Below are 20,685 nucleotides of genomic sequence, written 5' to 3'. Positions count from 1 at the left end.
TAGTATATCCAAGCATTTTAATTTAAGCTAACAGCTGTACGCTCAAAGCAGACCACTTGAGTTACGAAAATCATTAAAATGTGCGCAAAATTATCTTGAAGGGTAAATCATGAGAAGAGCGGTAATTACTGGACTAGGCATAGTATCTAGTATTGGTAACAATAAAGAAGAAGTAACAGCGTCCTTAAAAGAGGGCCGTTCAGGTATTACATTTTCACAGGAATTTGCAGATGCAGGCATGCGTAGCCAAGTCTGGGGAAAAGTTGATCTAGATATCAAAGAACACATAGATCGTAAAATTTTACGTTTTATGGGTGAAGCGGCCGGTTATGCATATATCGCTATGCAACAAGCTATTGAAGATTCTGGTTTGACTGACGATATGGTTTCCAATCTAAGAACTGGCATCATTGCTGGCTCTGGTGGCGCTTCTTCAAAAAACCAAGTGGATGCCATTGATATTTTACGTGAAAAAGGCGTAAAACGTATTGGTCCATATATGGTAACCCGTTGTATGGGCAGCACGGTTTCAGCTTGTTTAGCTACACCTTTTAAAATTAAAGGTGTGAACTATTCAATTAGTTCTGCTTGTTCAACAAGTGCTCACTGTATTGGTAATGCTTTAGAGCAAATTCAACTTGGTAAACAAGACATTATATTTGCTGGTGGTGGTGAAGAATTACATTACACCTTGTCAGCTGAGTTCGACGCTATGGGTGCCATGTCGACTAAATATAACGATGATCCTACTAAAGCTTCTCGTACCTACGACAAAGACCGTGATGGTTTTGTGGGTGCTGGCGGTGGCGGCATGGTAGTGGTTGAAGAACTAGAACATGCTCTAGCTCGTGGTGCAAAAATATACGGTGAAATCGTAGGTTACGGTGCGACCTCAGATGGTGCAGATATGGTTGCTCCTTCAGGTGAAGGTGCAGTGCGTTGTATGCAACAAGCTATGCAAGGGATTGAAGAGCCAATTGATTACATCAATACACACGGTACCTCGACGCCAGTGGGTGACGTAAAAGAGTTGTGGGCCATCCGTGAAGTGTTCGGTGACAAAACGCCAGCATTAAGTGCCACTAAAGCTATGACAGGTCATGCTTTAGGTGCGGCGGGTGTGAATGAAGCTATCTATACTATTTTGATGATGGAAAACGATTTTATTGCCCCGTCAATTAACATCGAAAACCTAGACGATGAAGCACAAGGTATGGATGTGGTGACCGAAACTCGCGAAGCTAAATTGACTACCGCTATGTCAAATAGTTTTGGTTTTGGTGGTACAAACTGTACTCTGGTAATGCAGAAGTACCAAGGTTAAGTTTTAAATTTGTTTATTAGATACTGAGCCAGCGTTTGCTGGCTTTTTTTGTATTGAGTGTTTAGTTTATTAGGTAACTTGTATGAAAAAAAATCAAAAAAAAGCCAATTGGTGGCAGGTATTTAAAGGTGTAGCAGCCAGCATGTTAGGTGTGCAAAGTAACGCCAATTATCAAAGTGATTTCGAGCAACCGTCATTTATCCCTTTTGTGGTAGTCGGGGTTATTTTTGTTTTAGGCTTAATTGGTTTATTACTGGTTGTGGTGAACTTATTGGTATAGCGATATAGAAATAAAAAAGCGAAATCTAATCGGTCTCGCCCATTGAAATTTATAATCGATTTTTTACCAATTAGAGTATTTTAGTGCCAACCTTCTATACCTTTCATGTCTGGTAACTGATGAGCAATACCTTTGTGACAGTCGATACAGGTTTTGTCACCATTGGCTAAAGACGTGGAGTGCTGTTGAACCGCTCGTTTACCTTGGGCAGTAAAGTCCATAAATTCAAAGTTGTGGCAGTTTCTGCACTCTAAAGAATCATTAGCTTTTAATCTAGCCCATTCATGTTGAGCTAAGGTTAACCTATGCTCCAAAAATTTATCGCGAGTATCTATGGTGCCAAAAATCTTGCCCCATACCTCTTTACTGGCCTGCATTTTACGGGCAATCTTGTTGGTCCACTCGTGAGGCACGTGGCAGTCTGGGCAGGTGGCTCTTACTCCAGAGCGGTTAGTGTAGTGAATGGTTGACTTAAGTTCTTCGTAAACATTATCTTCCATTTCATGGCAACTAATACAAAATGCTTCTGTGTTACTCACTTCTAAAGCGGTATTAAAGCCCCCCCAAAAAAAGATCCCAGCGATAAAGCCGCCTAGGGTTAAAAAGCCTAAGCTAAAGTGGACACTGGGTTTTCTGAGTATTTGCCAATATTTAACAATCAAATTTTTCATGGTATTCCCTTATTTGGCTTTTTCAGCTCTTATTGCTATTAACTTTTGCATATCAATAAAATCATTTTCAACTAAGGGTTTTGTATCATGTTGGGTAACGTGACATTGGGTACAAAAATAACGCCTAGGTGACACTTCCGCTAAAAAGTTACCGTCTCTATCCATATAGTGGGTCACACTGACCATAGTGGCTTGGCTTTCGCTAATGCGGTTTCTACTATGACAAGACAGGCATTTATTAACATTCAGATCTACTTGATAATCTCGAATATTGTGCGGGATGATAGGTGGTTGCATAGGGTAATTACGACCGACTTTAATGTCATCTTTAATCGGGTTAGGGATAGGTTGAGATTTTTCTTGTTTAGAGATTTCCACACCATTACGCAGAGTTGCAATATCTTGGGCAAACAAGGCGCTGGCAGTCAATACTCCAAAAATAGTGAGTAAAGTTATGAATTTATTCATCTTGTTACACCTTCTCTAATTTAACTGCACACTTTTTAAAGTCAGTCTGTTTAGATATGGGATCAGTGGCATCTAATGTCACTTTGTTAATTAAACGACTGGCATCAAACCAAGGTACAAATATCAGCCCTTTAGGTGGTTTGTTACGGCCACGGGTTTCCACTCGAGATTTCATTTCGCCTCGGCGTGAAATCACTTTAACTTCGTCACCTCGTCTAAAACCCTTTTTACGAGCATCATCTGGATGCATATAAATCAGTGCATCGGGTACTGCTTGATATAGCTCAGGTACACGTTGGGTCATAGATCCCGAGTGCCAATGTTCCAGTACTCGACCGGTGGATAACCACATATCGTATTCATCATCTGGCTCTTCTGCAGGTGGCTCGTATGGTAAGGCAAAAATAACGGCTCTACCGTCTGGCTTACCATAGAATTCCCAACCCGCGCCTGCTGTTACATAAGGATCTGAGCCTTCTTTAAATCGCCATTGCGTTTCTTTACCGTCAACTACTGGCCAGCGCAAACCTCGTTCTTGATGGTATCTTTCGTAAGGAGCAAGGTCATGTCCATGTTCTCGACCAAAGGTGGCGTATTCTTCAAATAAGCCTTTTTGCACGTAATTACCAAAGTGATTGGCGTCGTCGTTTAAGTGATCTTTACTGATTTCCTCGATGCCATATTGATTCACCTGACCATTCTCAAACAGCACTTGGTACAAGGTTTTATTTTTGTGTTCAGGTGACTGGTCGAGCAACTCTTTTGGCCAAACTTCGTCTATTTTAAAACGTTTAGAAAACTCCATTAGCTGCCATAAATCAGACTTAGACTCACCTGGTGCACTCACAAGTTGATGCCAAGTTTGGGTTCTACGTTCAGCGTTACCGTATGCTCCTTCTTTTTCTACCCACATGGCGGTAGGTAAAACTAGATCCGCAGCCTGTGCGGTAACAGTTGGGTAAGCATCACTGACCACAATAAAGTTTTCTGGATTGCGGTAGCCAGGTAAACCTTCTTCGTTGATGTTGGCAGCAGCTTGCATATTGTTATTGCATTGCACCCAATACACATTCATCTCGCCATCTTTTAATTTTCGATTGTGCTCAACAGCATGAAAACCAGGTTTAGGTGGAATGGTACCTTCAGGTAATTTCCAAATTTTTTCAGCGTATTTTCTGTGTTTAGGGTTGGCGACTACCATGTCAGCTGGCAACCTGTGGCTAAAGGTTCCGACTTCACGGGCAGTGCCACAAGCAGAAGGTTGGCCAGTTAATGAAAATGGGCTATTGCCTGGTTCTGATATTTTGCCGGTTAACAGGTGAATGTTGTATACCAAGTTATTGGCCCAAACACCGCGAGTATGTTGGTTCATGCCCATAGTCCATAAAGACATGACTTTCACTTTTGGATCAGCATACATTTGTGCTAGTTTCAGTAATCGACTTTCTTCTACACCACTGATTTGCGAAGCATACTCTAGGGTATATTCGCTTACAAATTCGGCATATTCATCAAATTTAATCGGTGTTGAACCACTTGCTTTATCGGCATTTTTAGCGGCTTTTTGTTTAGGGTGATCGTCACGCAGGCCATAACCAATATCAGTATTTCCACGGGCGAAATTGGTGTGTTTGTTGACAAAGTCCCAATTGACTTTGTCATTTTGAATAATGTAGTTAGCGATAAAATTTAAGAGCACTAAATCTGTTTGCGGCTCAAATATCATAGGTACATCAGCCAAATCAAACGACCTGTGAGTATAAGTCGATAGCACAGCTACTTTCACATGGGGGGCACTTAATCTGCGGTCGGTTATACGTGTCCACAAAATAGGATGCATTTCAGCCATATTCGAGCCCCACAGAACAAAGGCATCGGCCGCTTCAAAGTCATCATAACAACCCATAGGTTCATCGATACCAAATGTACGCATAAAACCACCCACGGCAGAGGCCATACAGTGACGGGCATTGGGGTCAATATTGTTAGAACGAAATCCAGCTTTCATTAATTTAACTGCAGCGTAACCTTCCATCACAGTCCATTGACCTGAACCAAACATACCTACAGATGTAGGCCCTTTTTCTTTCATGGCTTTTTTATATTTTTCGGCCATTACATCAAAAGCGGTATCCCAACTAACAGGGGTAAATTCACCATTTTTATCGTATTTCCCATTGGTCATGCGCAAAATTGGTGTTTGTAATCTATCTTTACCGTACATAATTTTTGATAAAAAATAGCCCTTCACGCAGTTTAGGCCTTTATTCACTGGGCTTTTTATATCACCATGGGTAGCGACGACTTTATTATCTAAAGTGGCCACATTGATGCTGCAACCAGTACCACAAAAACGACAAGGGGCTTTATCCCATTTTAAACTGGTCAGTTTGCTATCGGTTACTAGGTTGCTCGCTTGTATCGGAATGTTCATGCCTGCAGCTGTCGCCGCTGCAGATACTGCACTTGCTTTCATAAAAGCACGTCTATCGAGAGTCATTTAATCGATCCTTAAATTTGGGTATCTGATGTGTATTCGTGATAAACCGCGGCAACATCTAATACTTCAGGCATATCTCGGATTGTTTCTGTAATGTTTGAAATAAATCGGTGCGAGCTTCCTTCAACTGTCACTATTAGCTTTCCAGTAGATTCAACTTCATGGACTTCAGCCCCCTCAAGTTGATTAATTTGTTCGACGTTTCGTATGAGGTGTTGTTTATGGCAGCGCACTATAAAACTAGAGATGTGATACTCATTCATCTGACATTTCACTTTTTAGGTCATTGATTGCTTGAGCTGGCAATATCGAAATTGCATTGGCTGGGCAACTTGATACGCAAGCTCCACATTGAGTACATAAATATTCGTCAAATTCGGGCTTGGGGATAGCGGTTTGTCTAAAATTAAATTTTATGGCTTGCGGTTCACACTCATCACGACAGGTTTGACAGACTATATTGCGCTCTGGAAAACATTGGCCGCTTATGTTTAGTTTTAGATCCCAAGCTTGTTCTTGTTCTAGATCAAAAAGAGGTTCAGGACAATGCTCCGCGCATTTTTGGCAGTAGGTACATTCCCCCAATTTGAAGTCAACTGTTGGGTAGCCACCATCACCTTTTATTATGATTGACTCTGGGCAATGCTCAATACATTTTGCACATTGAGTACATTTTTCTAAAAAGTCTTCAGTCCCCTTTAAATAGGGTAGGTGAATGTCTAAATTGACTTTTTTAGTTTGCCCCGTCATAAAAAATGCACGGCGTTTAAAATCTACTGACATGTTATTAAGCTACTGTCCTGGTAAACCAAACAACATCTGACTGATCCAGATAGTGAAACCTAAACCTCCAACAATCACCACAGATAAGAATGGAAATAGAAACACTGCAATGAGTAAAAAAGCCCTAAACTCTTCTTTTTTTGTTGATTTCATATAGATACTTTAAATAACCATGTTTTTAATGTGGTTAATTAAAGCAGTAATTGGTTTGCAATGCTAATTAAATTTTTTATGCAGAATTGGAGTCAAAATAAAAATAATTAATATCGAATTTATCGGATAAGAATATTGAGGTACTCTTGATTAATATCATTCGATATAACATTGGTTGTTAGCGTTAAAGTGGTTAAAATATAAACCTAATTTAAACCATCTAATGTAAAGTGGTGTTGATATGAAAAAGAGGGTATCCATATGGTTACTGTGTCTATTTTCTGGGCTACCTTTATGTGTAATGGCAGATACTATCACTGCATATTGTCGCGACTATCCACCTGAGTTATATTTTGATCAAGGTAGGTGCGTTGGGGCTGTACCAGATTTAGCGATAGATATCTTTGCAAAGCTTGGATATGACATAAGATGTTTTCAACAGCCGCCTTTAGGGCGTTCGGTGAGAGAAGCCAAACAAGGCAATATTGACTTATTCACTCTCTAACACCAGATAGAGAATTGAATTTGCATCTCATTAAATATGCATCCCCAACTAGGAATCTATATTTTTATAAATCGGCTAAGTTTAAGTCTGATATCGATACATATGAAGTATTAAAAAAAGCCAAAGTGGGGGCTATTAGAAATGTTTTTTACTCCCCGTCCTTTTCTAAGTTAGATAATAAAACACTGATATTAGTGGATAAAACAGAACAGCTTTTGGCAATGTTAGAGTTAGGTAGAATAGATGCGGCAGTAACGTCTGCCTATCATTACCAAGAACGATTTAGTCCCCGTTTTGAAAAAGTATCATTAGTCGATTCCTTTATTAATCCTATGTACATAAGCATTTCAAAAAAGTCCAAAGTAGCTAAGTATCACCCCAAAGTATCCGCCCTGATGCTGGAATATCGAAAAACTGGCAAAGTGGACCAATATTTTGAAAAGCATGGGTTGCCCGTACCCGCGCAAGTTTTTGATTAGCCTGGTTTTACAAAAGCAGAATAAATTGATTGGAGTAGTGCGCGGCAGAAAAAGATAAAGCGCCTGTTGTAGGTTGGGCTTCAGTCCATCAGTTTGCCTAACCGACAATCGTAATTGCTAAATTGACGTTCTAAAGAGCGACCTACAAACGAAAAATAAACCAGCATATGACTCACCACCCGACATTATAAGTAACTCTTATATTTTCAACTCATTGTTTTATAGGGTTTTAATTAGATTTTTTCTTAACGTGGATGGCTCTGTAAGCACCCTCTTTAATCACCTCCGTAAGAAGCACAAAGAAAGCACGGCTTCGCCGCTAAAGAAAATACAACCACAGAGGACACCGAGCGCACAGAGGGAATAAGGCTTTATAACAAAATTAATAGGTTATGAATTTAATTTGATTGGGCCTTATTTATTTGAATGCTTTAATTATGTTTAAAATCCTGAAAAAATCATATCAAGGGCAGTGTTTATCTCATGGTGACAATTATCGATGTTAGCTATAGGTTGGCTGAGTTCTGATTCAGGAATTGACGCTATGAATTGAGTCAACATGACAAATTCCTCGCCATCAACGGTAAAAATTGGATTTAGATATTTTGCCGGCTTAGGTGAATCGGTTAACTGTATAAGTGGTACTACTACTCTTGTATTCAATCCTGACAACAAATCAGTTTGAACATCTAATATGTAACCAGCACCAGTTCTATTTCTGTAAACATCGAACTTATTCATTAGAAGTTTCGAAACTTATCAAATGGTAATCCATTATTTGCGACAAAGTCATTAGAGCTGTCGATAGCTTCTTGATTTTCTTGTAACCACAAGGCTTGTTTTCGCTCTAACAATGCTTTTTGGATACCCGCTTCAGCTGAACTAGATATGTTTATTCCAAGCTTTTTAGCTTCGGATAATAATGATTCATTTATAGATAAATTAGTTCGTTTTTTAACAGCAAGGGCATAATTAGTTGGTGACATAGGTACTCCTCAACTCTCTAATTTGAGTGCTAAGTATACACAACCTATGGGTGTATATGTAGTGTGTAAGTATAGGTGGTAACAATACTATAAGAAAAAGCACGGCTTCGCCGCTAAAGAAAATACAACCACAGAGGACACCGAGCGCACAGAGGGAATAAGACGTTATAATAAAATAATAAGGTTATGAATTTAATTTGACTGAATCAGAAACAAGCAGAAAAGACAAAGACCTTGTAGCTTGAGTTCATTGACTTGTTTAGCCACCAATAATAATTACTAAATTGACTCCCTAAAGAGAAACTTATAACGAAAAGTAATCCACCATATGACCTTCCACCCGACATTGTAATTAATAGATTTTTGAGTGAAAACTGTACAAATATAAAACTTTGATTTAATTTAAATTATCGTTTTTATTCTCTAGCTTTTTTTACTAGATAGCACGACATATAATATATATGAGCATATCCTCTTCAACCATTTTGGGCATTTTACTTTTACTAAGCAATTTATTTGCAAGCCAGCTAGTGTCGGCTCAGGTTAAGTCAGATATTGACTTAAAAATGCTCGCCCAGGCTCATAGTCAGCATATTCAAGTCATCCGAAAAATGTCGACTTGTTTGGTGAGTAAGTCTGGGCAATCAGTTTTATTAAAAGCGATAGGGACCAAAAATCCAGCTGCAGTAAACAACATACTTAATGATTGTTTAAGCGCCAAAGATATATCGATATTAAGTGGTCCACCCAAGGGGCATAAATTGACAGGTGCTACGCACAATATAGTACTAGGTCAGGGAGGGAATACAGACGAGAAATACTATAAATCCATGAGCTGGGGAATAGGCCCTTCTGGTGGAATTGGTTTTTTTGGTTTGCAAGCTGGTTTTGGTTTAGATGGCGGCGTTATTTGGGAATTCGATAGTGATGCACCAACAAGGGTTTATGGTTCAAGCGCAAAACCTGTGGATGGGTTCGTACAACTAAATCTTGGCCTAGAACCGCTTATATTTTCCTTGTATCGTTCACCCATAGTATCAGGAGATTCAAGCTCATATTTAATAGGAGGATCTATTGAGGTGGGTGTGGGCATAACGGCTGGTGCTTACCTGAGCTCCCTACAAGGTGATGCTGATTATCAAGGTTTTTTGGCCTCTGCAGGCGTTGGGGTAGGGGTTAATGTAGGGACTGTACATCGAGTTAATTCAACCATTTTAAGAGCAACCTGTAAAAAAGCTAAAATTATCGCCACTAATTCTAGCGGGAAAAAAATAAAAGTGATTGATGTTGATTATCATGATTACAGCGAAGGCAAGTGGCATTCCAAGCCAACTAAGAATAAAACGGTCAAGACTGGCGAAAATTATGAGAGAACCTTAAATTTGGCAAAAATGTATGGCGAAGATATGCAAATTAGAGTTTTGTATAGAAAGAAGAAAAATGTCTTTTATGGCACCAAGGTACATCGAGCATGGTCTAATAAACTCACGTGCCAACCAGATGCCACCTACAACCTAAATTTAGATTAGACGCGGCTGCGTAGCTAAAGAAAATAAAACCTCAGAAGACACTGAGCGCAGAGCACAATTATTTTCTATCATTAAATCACTGGGCTATGAATTTAAATAGATTGAGCCAGAAACAAGCAAAAAAGGTAAAGAACCTGTAGGTTGGGCTTCAGCCCATCAGCTTACCTAGCCGACAATAATAATTGCTAAATTGACGCCCTAAAGGGCGACCTACAAACGAAAAGTAATCCACCATTTGACTCACCAGCCGACATTGTAAGCAATCCTTACTTTTTAACTTATTGTTTTATATGATTTTAATTCAAACTATCTCTTAATATGGATGACTCTATAATTATCTGGGTGTCTACGTAAGTGCGCTGGTGTCTATTTAAGTTTCGTCACTGACAGCTTCAACTTTACCAAGTGAGATTACTTTATAAAGCGTGAACGCTGTAAAAACTTTATTAAAATTATAATGATGTAACATACCAAAAAGATTGTTTTTGGTAGCTTCTTGCCCTAAATGATTTGGATTAAAGCCCCACTCATTTCCTATATAACCAGAGGAATGTATAAATGCAGTTTTTAACTCATCGTTGATTATATAGACCAATATAAATGCAACAGTTTCATCATATACAAAACCATTATACTGACATGTGTTAACTGATATTTTTGTATATTTATCTAGTATGTTTTTAGTTATAGACGAATCACACTTTATTGTCTTTTCATCAGATAATAAGTAAATTGTCGCGTCTAAATAGTTAGGTTCGAATTTATCACCACCAACACTTAAGAAGCTATAAGGCTTTGTGGAAAGAGCAATTGATTCAAAGGGCTTCAATATTTCTGGCGGAGAATATTTATCTAATTGCAACCACAAATCATTTTCAAATACAGCATGAATAGAATGTATTGCTACGGGCTTGTCTCTTTTGTTAGATAAAACCACTTCTGTAATACGCTCTGATTCAAAACTCGAAGTACCGACAGTATATTTAGCAGTAACCTTGTTGCCTATCTTTTTGTACGCAAAATATATTGTGAAAACCGATGCTATTAATAAAAGGATTGGTCTGAATTTATCATTTGAAAAAGCAATAAATGCTTCAATTAACTCCACAACATTCTCCTGAAGCATTAACGCCCGCATTTGTGGCTAGTTTGGAGCGCAGCGGAAAACCAGTCCGACAACATGCGTTTGTTAGCCATGGTTTATGGTTCCCATTGCCAACTAGAACGATATATATGGATAGTTTGATTCAAAAACTCCCAATTTCTTCTTTCCCACATATCCTTCTTTTCAGATCCACTATATTTTGATGAATCGTTAAGCGTGTTGTAAACCGACGCTGTAATGAAAGAATTATATGGAGATTCTCTTAAATCACTTAATTTGGCAGCTAAATTTGGAGAACGACCTATCCATATAAGGTCATTATCACCTCGAGCTCCTGCGCGGACAGTTAATACAGTTCCTGTATCAATACCTACACCATGCGATATAGTGAAAGACGCGTCACGTACTGATTCGTACTTTGCTTCAAATTTCGGCCGGATAATTTCTTTAACTGCATATTTAATCTGTAACGCACATTTCGCTGCAGATGAATTTTTTGAATCTCCAATAAAAACTCCAAGAATTCTATCGCCATCAAAACTCACAATAGAACCAGCATTGTGGCGAACTAGCCTAGCAGCGGTTGCTAAGAATGATTTTAGAATCTTAGCTGCTACTCTTCGGTCTAATTCTTTAGCAATTTTGGACGAACTTGCTAGGTCTGCATAAAGGAACGTTGCGTCAAGTTCGACCGCACCGCCTGAAAGCGCTACTTCTGTTGAACTTGGGACTTTCTGACCTTTTCTAACATTCCATGTCTGATTAATTGTGTTTTGAACATCTTTCTTCAGATCATCTGACAACGACATCATTAGCTCCTAGAATAGAACTCATATAGACCAACAATCCAAGGGACTAGTGAGAAAAAAAGACAAGCGATAGACCTTTGTAACCAAGTGAATTTTGCTTGAGCAATTTGTGCGTTTCTATGGATTTGATTGAGCAAATCAGTTAAATACTGTTCATTTGTCATGCTGCGAAATTCACTATCAAACTGCTTTAGATCGCGCGTGATGATACCGCCGAAATAGATCATTGACCCAAGTGGCCCCGATGTCCTCGGAAATGAAGAAAACGCACAGAACACAACACTTAAGCCCAAAAAAAACACTGCGAAAGATGCTGAAATCCCTCCAAGTAGTGTCCATGAAGATGGGGGTGGAATTAACGCTGAAATAACACCAAGCATTGTAATAGCAAGAGGTAAAACGAACCGAAGACGGGAATCGCCCGAGCGAATCCATTCTAGAACTCTCGATAATCCTTCTTCTGCCCTTTCAATCGTAGTGATCAATTGGTTATTTTCTTCGATACTTTCTTTGTTCATGAGCTCTCCATGTTCAAATGGCTAACGCTTAATAGTGCGCTAACCGCGCATATTTCTATTTACATGTCGCGCACTTTCTTATTTTTACTACTTTTAACAAATTCCATAACACATTGCTACCTAAAGAAAATTTTATTCATCTAGAAATTTTTTACTCTGTAAAAATGCACGATTCGCGCATTTTTCTAAATATGGGGGAAACTCGACAGCTCTGTGTAAAAAAACAGTAAATCTTACATTATTTACTTGGACAGTCTTTGTGACTTCTAAAGAATGGATTCCTGCTAAAAGCATGCAGGAATGACGGAATTGAAGCTTCTTGTTTTATCTTAATCGGCATCGCCGATGCGCTATGAACATAGTGATTGCACTGTGTGCGAAGCACATGCTTTTACTCTTATCTTAGTGGCAACGCCATGCTTTTGATTTTCTCGCGACTCCAAGTTTGCCGAGCAACGCAGACAAATAGAGGATAAATGACAGGGATGTCATTTAAGCAATGCCTGTAGGGAACAGATCATTGCGGCCTTTATTTGACAAGTCGCGCAGGTTTTAGAACTTGGTTATAGCGCGGCCTCTTTTGCTTACTTTTCTTGGCTGTTGAAGAAAAGTGAGTCGGGCCGCAGGGATGCGGCTTGAAAAAAGGCATGGATGCCATAAGCGAAGCGCATGCTTTATGAGCATCACGAATACTCAGTCGCGAAGCGATGCCCTATGGCGCAGCCATGCCCTGTGTGCGAAGCACATCAATAAGCGCAGCGCTTGCTTTGTGTGCGTAGCACATGCTTGGTGAACGCAGTGAATAAAGTATGCGCAGTGTACAAGTAAACTAGCTATCGCAATACCCCCTCCACCCCCCAAACTCACTAATATCAGTGCCTATTTCGGCAGCATACCCTTCGGCAATAAATCCCGTGACGACTTCACCAGATGCTAACTCCACTTGGCCTATGCCTAGAGGGGCGGCTATGCCTTGGACAAATGAGCCAAATTGGCTGATGGGCATTGACCAAATTTCAACTGCAAATTCACTACCATTTGTGTTTTCACGAATTAACGCTGGGCGTTCTACCGCGCCTGTCACGGCATACATTTTGTATTTAGCTGCGGTGCTGGCAGTGGATTTAAATATTGCTCCGCGGTCAGTGAGTTGCCAATTTAATGGCATGCCTGATAAGTGAGCACCTGCTACTACTACGTCAATGTAACCTGCGCTTGGGCTTAAACTACTGGCTTGAGCTTGGTATTTTATGCTGGTGGCACCTAAAGGTAGTTGGTTATGCTCACGTAAACGACTAGCCAAGGTTAGTAACTTTTGGTCGCTCATGGCTGGGCCGAACAGTGTCACCCCAAAAGGCATATTACTTTTGGTAAAGGTAGTGGGCACAGCTATGGCAGCAAAGTCCAATAGGTTCATAAAGTTGGTGTAATAGCCTAATTGTGAATTACGTAAAATGGGCTCTTCAGCTATTTCTGCCAAGGTAAAATGGCGACCGGCTGTGGGGGCCATAAATACATCCACACTGGCCATCAGCTTGTCGGCTAATTGTTTTAAATCTTGTAATTTATATAAGGCGCTAAACGCATCAGTGGCTTTCGGTTTGTCGCCAGCGCCGATTATGGTGCGAGTGACATCCATCATGACTTCTGGTTTATTGGCAATAATATCTTGGGTAGCTACGTATCTTTCGGCCACCCATGGGCCTTCGTACAGTAATTTAGCGGCGTCTAGCAGTGGGGCAAAGTCTAGCTCTACTTTTGTTCCGCCAATGGCTTCTAATTGTTTAATGGCATCAAGATAACCTTGTTGGTAATCATCACTGCCAAAAAACGCCAGCTGATCGGCATGGGGTACAGCAAAGGTAAATTGTCCAGCAAAGTTTACCGTTCCTTGATTAGTGATAGGGTTTGGTCGACCAAAGCCATCAGTGCTATCAAAATCAGCGGCTACCGCAAACACACTTTGTGCGTCTTCTGCGGTTAAACTAAAAATACTCACACAGTCTAAACTGCGACAAGCGGGCACTACCCCTGTGGTCGACAGTAAACCTTTTGAGGGCTTCAAGCCCACTAGGTTATTGAAACAAGCAGGCACTCGGCCCGAGCCTGCGGTGTCTGTGCCCAAGGCAAAGCTGACCACTCCGGTAGCGGTGACTACCGACGAGCCTGAACTCGAACCACCAGAGATATATTCAGGATCAAAACTGTTAGGTACCGCGCCATAAGGTGAGCGAGTGCCAACTAACCCGGTAGCAAACTGATCTAGGTTAGTTTTACCCAGCGGTATAGCACCCGCATCAATCAGTTGCTGTACCACGTAAGCTGATGTTTCAGGCACATAGCTAAATTCAGCACAGGCTGCCGTGGTAGGAACGCCTGCTAAATCAATATTATCTTTGATGGCAAAAGGCACGCCCCACAATGGGCAGTCTTCAGGCTTTTTGCTTTCAAGGGCGTCAAGATATGGCGCGATTTCTTCTGTCGATAATAAATGGATCCAAGACTCTGGATAACGTTTGGCTTTCGCCAATAATTCTTCCATCAAGGAGCTCGGGGTGAAGTCAGCGTTTTTATAAGCTTGCTGTAAGGCGCTGATCGTTAGGTTAATAGATGAAGTCATGATGAACCCTTATTCTTGATTGGTTTTTGTAGAAAGCACTAACAGAGCTTGGCCAGCCTGAACTTGTTGTCCCGCTTCTACTAATACTTTACTGACTACTGCCGCTTCTGGGCTGGTGATGCCAATTTCCATTTTCATGGACTCTAGGATGATCAGGCTGTCATTCTCGGCAACGGTTTTGCCTTGTTCGGTTTCAATTAACCACACGCTACCTGCTGCCGTTGACTCAATGATAAATTCGCCTTCAGCTAGTACTAGTTCGTCCTGTTCACCGTCCATGTTGTCGTCGGCTTGATATACCAATTGGCCATTGGCTTTCCAATCATTCATTTCTTGTTCAAAGGCACGCTCGCGCTGCTCTACAAACTTATCTATATCCCGCTGTTGTTTGGACCATTCAATGGCTAATTCGGGCATTGAGATTGAGGTTTGTTCGATTTTGGGCTGCCATTTACCAATAGGGAAGTCTGCACGGATTTGCTCAAGCTCATCATGAGAAACCGGATAAAAGCGAATTTGGTCAAAAAAGCGTAATAACCAAGGGTTTTGAAAGACTTCGGTTTGACGGTAGCGGTTCCACATTTGTGCAGTACGGCCCACAAACTGATAACCCCCTGGGCCTTCCATGCCATACACACACATGTACGCGCCGCCTATGCCCACAGAGTTTTCGGCGGTCCACGTTCGGGCTGGGTTATATTTAGTGGTGACTAGTCGATGGCAAGGGTTCAGCGGGGTAGCAACTGGTGCACCTAAATACACGTCTCCTAAGCCAAGCACTAAATAACTGGCTTCAAATACTATGTCTTGTACTTGTTGAATGTCACTAAGGCCATTGATACGTTTGATAAAATCTATGTTAGACGGGCACCAAGGGGCATCTTTACGCACAGATTGCATGTATTTGTCGATAGCTAACTGACAAGCTTCGTCATCCCAACTCAGAGGCAGGTGCACAATACGTGAATCAAATTGTAATTGGCTGGTATCGCCTAATTGTTTATCTAAGGTTTTTAAGGTGGCGATTAAATCAGTTACTGCCAACACTTGGTTATCAAAATGCACTTGTAGTGAACGAATACCTGGAGTGAGCTCTAAAATACCTTGGATGCTTTCGGCTTCAACACTGGTTAACAAGGCTTGTACTCTGGCCCGTAAGGCTAAATCCAGCACCAGCTCGCCATATTCCACTAATAAGAACTTGTCACCCGCTTGACGAAACACTAGATCAGGCTCGCCGTCTTCGGTTACTAGTGTGTCTAAAATCGGCGAACTGACTTCGACGGCTTGGTAATCAGTGGCTTGTACCGATAGTTGTTGCAGCTGTACATTCTGGCTTTGTTCTATGTGCTTAGCAGCAGCTAAATCGACAACCTCAAAACGGACTTTGTCACCGCCTTTAAACTGGCCAAGTTTCCACAAATCTGCAGATATCACAGTGAAGGGGCAAACAAAGCCGCCTAAACTTGGGCCGTCTGGGCCTAAAATTACCGGCATGTCACCGGTAAAGTCTACCGTACCAAAAGCATAAGCATTATCGTGAATATTAGACGGGTGTAGACCAGCTTCGCCACCCGTTTCTCGTGCCCATTCTGGTTTAGGGCCGATTAAACGAATACCGGTACGGCTTGAGTTGTAGTGGATTTCCCATTCATGCTGATGAATAGTTTGAATATCTTGCTCAGTGAAAAAGTCAGGTGCACCATGGGGGCCTGACATCACTCGTAAAGTCCAGTTCTTATCAATCTTGGCGGCTAGCTCAGTAGGTGCCGACACAGGTTTTTGACTGTTGCTAACTTTTGTTGTGGGCAACTGAATAAAGTCTCCAGTGCGTAACGCACGGCCACAATGTCCGCCAAACTGGCCTAAGGTAAAAGTACTTTTGCTGCCTAAGTATTCTGGGCATTGAATACCGCCGCTTATGGCTAAATATGCTCTAGCTCCGGCATTTTTAACCGAGCCAATTTTTAAAGTTTGCCCAGCGGCAATGTCTATTACTTGGTTCATGCCATAACTCTTTTCATCAAGGGTTATGTCAATTTCAGCACCACACACTATCACTTGGCTGGCTTGATGGAATAACAGCGAAGGGCCTTGAATGGTAATTTCGAGTCCGGCCGCATCTTGGCTATTGCCCAATAAGCGGTTAGCTAAATTAAACGAGTAAAAATCAAAAGGGCCAGATGGCGGTACACCAATATTCCAGTACCCGGTTCGAGCAGGATAGTCTTGAATGGTGGTCATAGTGCCGGGCTTGATCACTTCAAAACCAGCAAAACTTGCTTGAATATTGTCTAGGCTACGAGTGAATATTCTTCCGTCTGTAAACAGCTCTGTTTGCAGAATATCTCGTACATAATCTATGTTTGTGATGATGCCGTATAACTTACTTTGGGTAAGGGCATTGTCTAATTGTTGGATAGCTTGTTGTCTGTTTTGTGCTTTAACTTGCACTTTGGCCAACATAGGATCAAAAAATGGTGACACCTCTATGCCCGCTTCAATCCAATGATCAATACGTAATGTGTTTGAATCTGTGACATCTTGCTCAGGCCATTCCACTTGGGTCAATAAACCTGAAGAAGGTTGAAAGTTCTTAGCTGGGTTTTCAGCATACACTCGCGCTTGTATGGCGTGTCCTTGGCTGACTAAATTGTCTATAGGGGCCAGATCTGTTGCTTGGAATAACCCCTGACTAGCCTGTTTAATTTGAGTATCGTCATAGGCAATCTGCAACATCCACTCCACTAGATCTACATCGAAACATAGTTCGGTAATACCGTGCTCTACCTGTAAGCGAGTGTTTACTTCTAAAAAGTAAAACTGTTGTGAATCTTGATCAAATATATATTCAACAGTACCGGCATTTAGGTAGTTAATAGATGCCATAAGTTGTTTCGCCGTGGCATACATTTGTTGCCTGATTTCGTCAGACAAATTAGGCGCTGGGGTTTCTTCTACTACCTTTTGGTTACGCCTTTGGCTTGAGCAGTCCCGCTCACCTAAGGTCACTACTTGGCCAGCACCATTACCCACTACTTGTACTTCAATGTGCCGAGCTTGTTGAACGAATTTTTCTAAAAATACCCCGTCGTTCGAGAAGTTTTGCGCGCCTAAATATTTAACATTGGTAAAGGCTTTTTCTAGTTGGCTTTGATTATCACAACGTTGCATACCTATGCCACCACCACCTGCTGTGCTTTTTAGCATAACGGGGTAACCCACTTGTTCGGCAAAAGCGGTAACTTCGTCTAAATCAGCTAATAAGCCACTGCCAGGTACTAATGGTACGCCGGCTTTTTCGGCTAAATCACGGGCTTGGTGTTTCAAGCCAAAGTCGATCATCTGTTGGGCTCTAGGGCCAATAAATGTGATGCCGTGGTTTTGTAATTCGTCACAAAAATCAGCGTTTTCACTTAAAAAACCATAACCCGGGTGGATCGCATCTGCGCCACTTTGTTTAGCGATATCGATAATTTTTTGCTGATCTAAATAGGTTTGACTGGCTGCCCCTTCACCTAAGCTAAAGGCTTGGTCAGCTTGGCGTACATGCAATGATTCTCTATCAGCTTCGGCGTATACCGCCACACTTTTAATGCCGAGTTTTTTTAGGGTACGAATAATACGGCAGGCGATAGCCCCGCGATTAGCAATTAATACTGTCTTAAACATAATCAAAGACTCATAAAGTGTGGGTCGTCCCACTGATTATTTTGAGTGAAATAGGTCGTCCTATTTACCGTTAATGTGGTTTGTTATTAGTTGCTTTGGGCTTGATCCCAAACCAATACTTCAACCGGTGTAGGATTGTAAGCATTACATGGGTTATTTAATTGTGGGCAGTTAGAAATCAACACTATGGTGTCCATCATGGCCTCTAATTCAACGTATTTTCCTGCGCCACTAATGCCGTCCGCAAAGCTGAGGCCGCCTTCGGACGTGATAGGTACATTCATGAAAAAGTTGATGTTGTGGGTAATATCACTTTTATCCATGCCCAGCTCTTCGTTTTCAGCGATGGCCAACAACCAGCTGTCACGGCAGGCGTGCATGCATTTTTTTTCTAATTCATAACGTACTGTGTTGCTTTCCGTGGCACAGGCACCACCTAAGGTGTCGTGGCGGCCACAGGTGTCGGCGACTATTTTTAATAACGGATTACAGTCATTGGTCATTAGTACGCTACCTGCGGTTAGATAGACATTGCCTTGTTCGCGAACCGTGTCGATGGCACTGTAACGTTCGCTAATATCGTTGGCGTTATAAAATAAGGTGTCGGCAGCTTGGTTACCTTCAATATCTAAAATGCGCATGGTTTGGCCTTTTTTGACTACTTTTAAGTAGTAATCTCCAGCGTCAACTATGTCGCGGATCACTGCATCTTCGGCTTGTAATTGGCTTGCTAAAATCATTCTTCTATTCCTGTTTTAAAAGTCGGCCTATAAACCCAAATAATACAAACGGTTGTTTTCAAAACCTCTTTGGTTTTCTGCGCAGGCGTTTTTACATAAATCGTCTTTGCCTACTTCGAGAGATTTGAATATTTGGTATTCGACCGGCTTAAACGGATACTCTGTGGCTGGATTGAGTGGGTGAGGGCAGGTGTGTAATAACACTATTGTGTCCATTTCAAAACGCAGAACTACAAAGTCGCCAGCTTGGCTGTGATTGGTTTGGTAGGTCAAATTGCCTTCGTCATCAGGGGCAACGCAACTAAATAAATTAAGGTTGGCGGCTAAGTCTCTTTTGCCTAAACCGTACTTGGTGGCTTCGACTAAAAACGCGTCATTGCCATTTTGCAGCCAATCGTTTCTGTCTTTTTGATAGTCTTTTTGACCCCATTTAGCGTCAACTATTTTACGGTTACTGTTACCGCATACTGTGTCGTGCCAGCCCAAGCTGTCTTCGGTAATAGAGCAAAAAATACGTCCCATGTCAGAATACAAACAATGGCCTTTGGTGAGTTTAAAGGTATGTTGACCTTTTAATGTATCTGGCGCGTTGTAACGCTCCAATAAGTTTTCGGGGTTATAAAACAACATGCCTAAGTTGGCCCCACCTTCTTTGTCAATTAGGCGTAAACTGGTGCCACGGCGCATACGCATAGACCAGTGTTTACCACCAGGCAGGCTGTCTTTATATAAAACTTCTGGATGTGAAATTTCGTTACTCATTATTAGTTACTGCTCACTTTTTCAATCATTTTGTTTAGGTCTTCTTTATTTGCTCGTGCCGATAAAGGCAGGTCAAAGGTAACTTGTGCGCCATAAGCATTAGGTGCTTGTGGATCATTCCGTACTTTGTCAAACACCCACAGCCGCGAACCTAATTCAAAGCCTTCTTTGATGTCATGGGTGACCATAAAGATAGTTAGTTTATTCTTTTGCCAAATATCATGAATAAGTTCATGCATGTCACTTCGAATCCCCGGATCTAATGCGCCAAAAGGTTCATCTAATAACAGCACTTTTGGTGATTTCATCAGTGCTTGGGCGATAGCGAGTCGTTGTTGCATACCGCCAGATAATTCATGGGGATATTTTTTTACAGCCGGTGTTAAGCCAACTGCTTCAATAAATTCTAAGGCTTTCTCTTTGATTACTTTTTTACTGCTTCCAAAGGTCCAGCCTAATACTTTGGCCTTGGAAAATTCATCGGCAATCATCACATTTTGTAAAACCGTTAAATGAGGGAACACTGAGTATTTTTGAAATACTATGCCGCGATCAGCATCGGGTTCATCTTTTAATGTTTCGCCGTCTAGTACTATGCTGCCTTTTGTTGGCTGTTCACGACCTAACAACATATTCAAAAAGGTAGATTTACCACAACCTGATGCGCCTACCATGGAAACAAACTCACCTTGTTCGACTTCTAGGTTAAGTCGTTCAAGGACTAGATTATCGCCATAGGATTTCCACACATTGTTAATTGTTATAAAACTCATTAGAAATC

The 20,685-nt window shown here is 41.2% G+C and carries 21 protein-coding genes; 5 read left to right on the top strand and 16 right to left on the bottom strand.

Annotated elements, in window-relative coordinates; genetic code table 11:
• Nucleotides 1-109 precede the first annotated feature (109 nt).
• Together fabB and L0668_RS07720 are read left to right on the top strand one after the other, a co-directional pair.
• Nucleotides 110-1,324: a beta-ketoacyl-ACP synthase I gene (fabB, locus tag L0668_RS07725; protein WP_235311536.1), complete on the top strand. Its 1,215-nt coding sequence runs from the start codon at nt 110-112 to the stop codon at nt 1,322-1,324.
• 82 nt (nt 1,325-1,406) lie between these two features.
• A complete protein-coding gene (locus tag L0668_RS07720; protein ID WP_235311534.1) occupies nt 1,407-1,604 on the top strand; it encodes a DUF2970 domain-containing protein in 198 nt (65 codons plus the stop codon).
• An 80-nt stretch (nt 1,605-1,684) separates the two neighbouring features.
• Here the strand turns inward: L0668_RS07720 and L0668_RS07715 are convergent, their stop codons facing one another.
• From L0668_RS07715 to L0668_RS07690, 6 genes are read right to left on the bottom strand one after another with little or no spacing between them, the layout of a single operon-like run.
• The gene (locus tag L0668_RS07715; protein WP_235311531.1) at nt 1,685-2,275 is read right to left on the bottom strand and encodes a cytochrome c3 family protein; all 591 of its coding nucleotides are present in this window, start codon (nt 2,273-2,275) and stop codon (nt 1,685-1,687) included.
• A gap of 9 nt (nt 2,276-2,284) precedes the next feature.
• Nucleotides 2,285-2,743, bottom strand: a complete 459-nt coding sequence (locus L0668_RS07710; RefSeq protein WP_235311529.1) for a nitrate reductase cytochrome c-type subunit — start codon at nt 2,741-2,743, stop codon at nt 2,285-2,287.
• Nucleotides 2,744-2,747: 4 nt separating this feature from the next.
• Complete coding sequence (napA, locus tag L0668_RS07705) at nt 2,748-5,243, bottom strand: nitrate reductase catalytic subunit NapA (protein WP_235311526.1); 2,496 nt, start codon at nt 5,241-5,243, stop codon at nt 2,748-2,750.
• Between the two features lie 11 nt (nt 5,244-5,254).
• The gene (locus tag L0668_RS07700; RefSeq protein WP_235311525.1) at nt 5,255-5,506 is read right to left on the bottom strand and encodes a chaperone NapD; all 252 of its coding nucleotides are present in this window, start codon (nt 5,504-5,506) and stop codon (nt 5,255-5,257) included.
• A complete protein-coding gene (gene napF / locus L0668_RS07695; protein ID WP_235311523.1) occupies nt 5,499-6,026 on the bottom strand; it encodes a ferredoxin-type protein NapF in 528 nt (175 codons plus the stop codon). Before napF ends, L0668_RS07700 begins: the two co-directional genes overlap by 8 nt.
• Before the next feature lie 9 nt (nt 6,027-6,035).
• The gene (locus L0668_RS07690) at nt 6,036-6,179 is read right to left on the bottom strand and encodes a periplasmic nitrate reductase, NapE protein (protein WP_235311522.1); all 144 of its coding nucleotides are present in this window, start codon (nt 6,177-6,179) and stop codon (nt 6,036-6,038) included.
• 241 nt (nt 6,180-6,420) lie between these two features.
• On the opposite strand from L0668_RS07690, the gene L0668_RS07685 reads away from it, so the two are divergent.
• Together L0668_RS07685 and L0668_RS07680 are read left to right on the top strand one after the other, a co-directional pair.
• Nucleotides 6,421-6,684, top strand: a complete 264-nt coding sequence (locus tag L0668_RS07685; RefSeq protein ID WP_235311521.1) for a transporter substrate-binding domain-containing protein — start codon at nt 6,421-6,423, stop codon at nt 6,682-6,684.
• A gap of 20 nt (nt 6,685-6,704) precedes the next feature.
• Entirely contained in the window at nt 6,705-7,163 is a 459-nt protein-coding gene (locus L0668_RS07680) for a transporter substrate-binding domain-containing protein (RefSeq protein WP_235311520.1), read from the top strand.
• A 441-nt stretch (nt 7,164-7,604) separates the two neighbouring features.
• On the opposite strand, the gene L0668_RS07675 is transcribed toward L0668_RS07680, so the two are convergent.
• A complete protein-coding gene (locus L0668_RS07675) occupies nt 7,605-7,904 on the bottom strand; it encodes a CcdB family protein (RefSeq protein ID WP_235311519.1) in 300 nt (99 codons plus the stop codon).
• Nucleotides 7,904-8,149 (bottom strand): type II toxin-antitoxin system CcdA family antitoxin, encoded by a 246-nt coding sequence (locus tag L0668_RS07670; protein ID WP_235311518.1) that lies wholly within the window; start codon nt 8,147-8,149, stop codon nt 7,904-7,906. The genes L0668_RS07675 and L0668_RS07670 overlap by 1 nt, the downstream gene beginning before the upstream one ends.
• A 461-nt stretch (nt 8,150-8,610) precedes the next feature.
• On the opposite strand from L0668_RS07670, the gene L0668_RS07665 reads away from it, so the two are divergent.
• Complete coding sequence (locus L0668_RS07665) at nt 8,611-9,678, top strand: hypothetical protein (RefSeq protein WP_235311517.1); 1,068 nt, start codon at nt 8,611-8,613, stop codon at nt 9,676-9,678.
• A 370-nt stretch (nt 9,679-10,048) separates the two neighbouring features.
• Here L0668_RS07665 and L0668_RS07660 read toward each other — a convergent pair whose 3' ends face one another.
• From L0668_RS07660 to L0668_RS07625, 8 genes are all read right to left on the bottom strand, one after another.
• Entirely contained in the window at nt 10,049-10,786 is a 738-nt protein-coding gene (locus L0668_RS07660) for a hypothetical protein (protein ID WP_235311515.1), read from the bottom strand.
• 92 nt (nt 10,787-10,878) lie between these two features.
• Nucleotides 10,879-11,592 (bottom strand): adenylate/guanylate cyclase domain-containing protein, encoded by a 714-nt coding sequence (locus L0668_RS07655; RefSeq protein ID WP_235311513.1) that lies wholly within the window; start codon nt 11,590-11,592, stop codon nt 10,879-10,881.
• Between the two features lie 2 nt (nt 11,593-11,594).
• Nucleotides 11,595-12,110, bottom strand: a complete 516-nt coding sequence (locus L0668_RS07650) for a Pycsar system effector family protein (protein ID WP_235311511.1) — start codon at nt 12,108-12,110, stop codon at nt 11,595-11,597.
• Between the two features lie 829 nt (nt 12,111-12,939).
• Nucleotides 12,940-14,730, bottom strand: coding sequence for an allophanate hydrolase (gene atzF, locus L0668_RS07645; protein ID WP_235311510.1), 1,791 nt, complete (start codon nt 14,728-14,730; stop codon nt 12,940-12,942).
• A gap of 9 nt (nt 14,731-14,739) precedes the next feature.
• Nucleotides 14,740-18,402: an urea carboxylase gene (uca, locus tag L0668_RS07640; protein WP_235311509.1), complete on the bottom strand. Its 3,663-nt coding sequence runs from the start codon at nt 18,400-18,402 to the stop codon at nt 14,740-14,742.
• A gap of 86 nt (nt 18,403-18,488) precedes the next feature.
• Nucleotides 18,489-19,142, bottom strand: a complete 654-nt coding sequence (locus L0668_RS07635; protein ID WP_235311508.1) for an urea amidolyase associated protein UAAP2 — start codon at nt 19,140-19,142, stop codon at nt 18,489-18,491.
• Between the two features lie 27 nt (nt 19,143-19,169).
• A complete protein-coding gene (locus L0668_RS07630; protein WP_235311507.1) occupies nt 19,170-19,904 on the bottom strand; it encodes an urea amidolyase associated protein UAAP1 in 735 nt (244 codons plus the stop codon).
• 2 nt (nt 19,905-19,906) lie between these two features.
• Entirely contained in the window at nt 19,907-20,677 is a 771-nt protein-coding gene (locus L0668_RS07625) for an ABC transporter ATP-binding protein (protein WP_235311506.1), read from the bottom strand.
• Between the last annotated feature and the right edge of the window lie 8 nt (nt 20,678-20,685).

Origin of the sequence: Paraglaciecola algarum (genome assembly GCF_021532655.1) — a bacterium.
Classification (GTDB): domain Bacteria; phylum Pseudomonadota; class Gammaproteobacteria; order Enterobacterales; family Alteromonadaceae; genus Paraglaciecola; species Paraglaciecola algarum.
The sequence above is the reverse complement of the archived record's forward strand: the minus strand, read 5'-3'. Positions and strand labels throughout refer to the sequence as shown.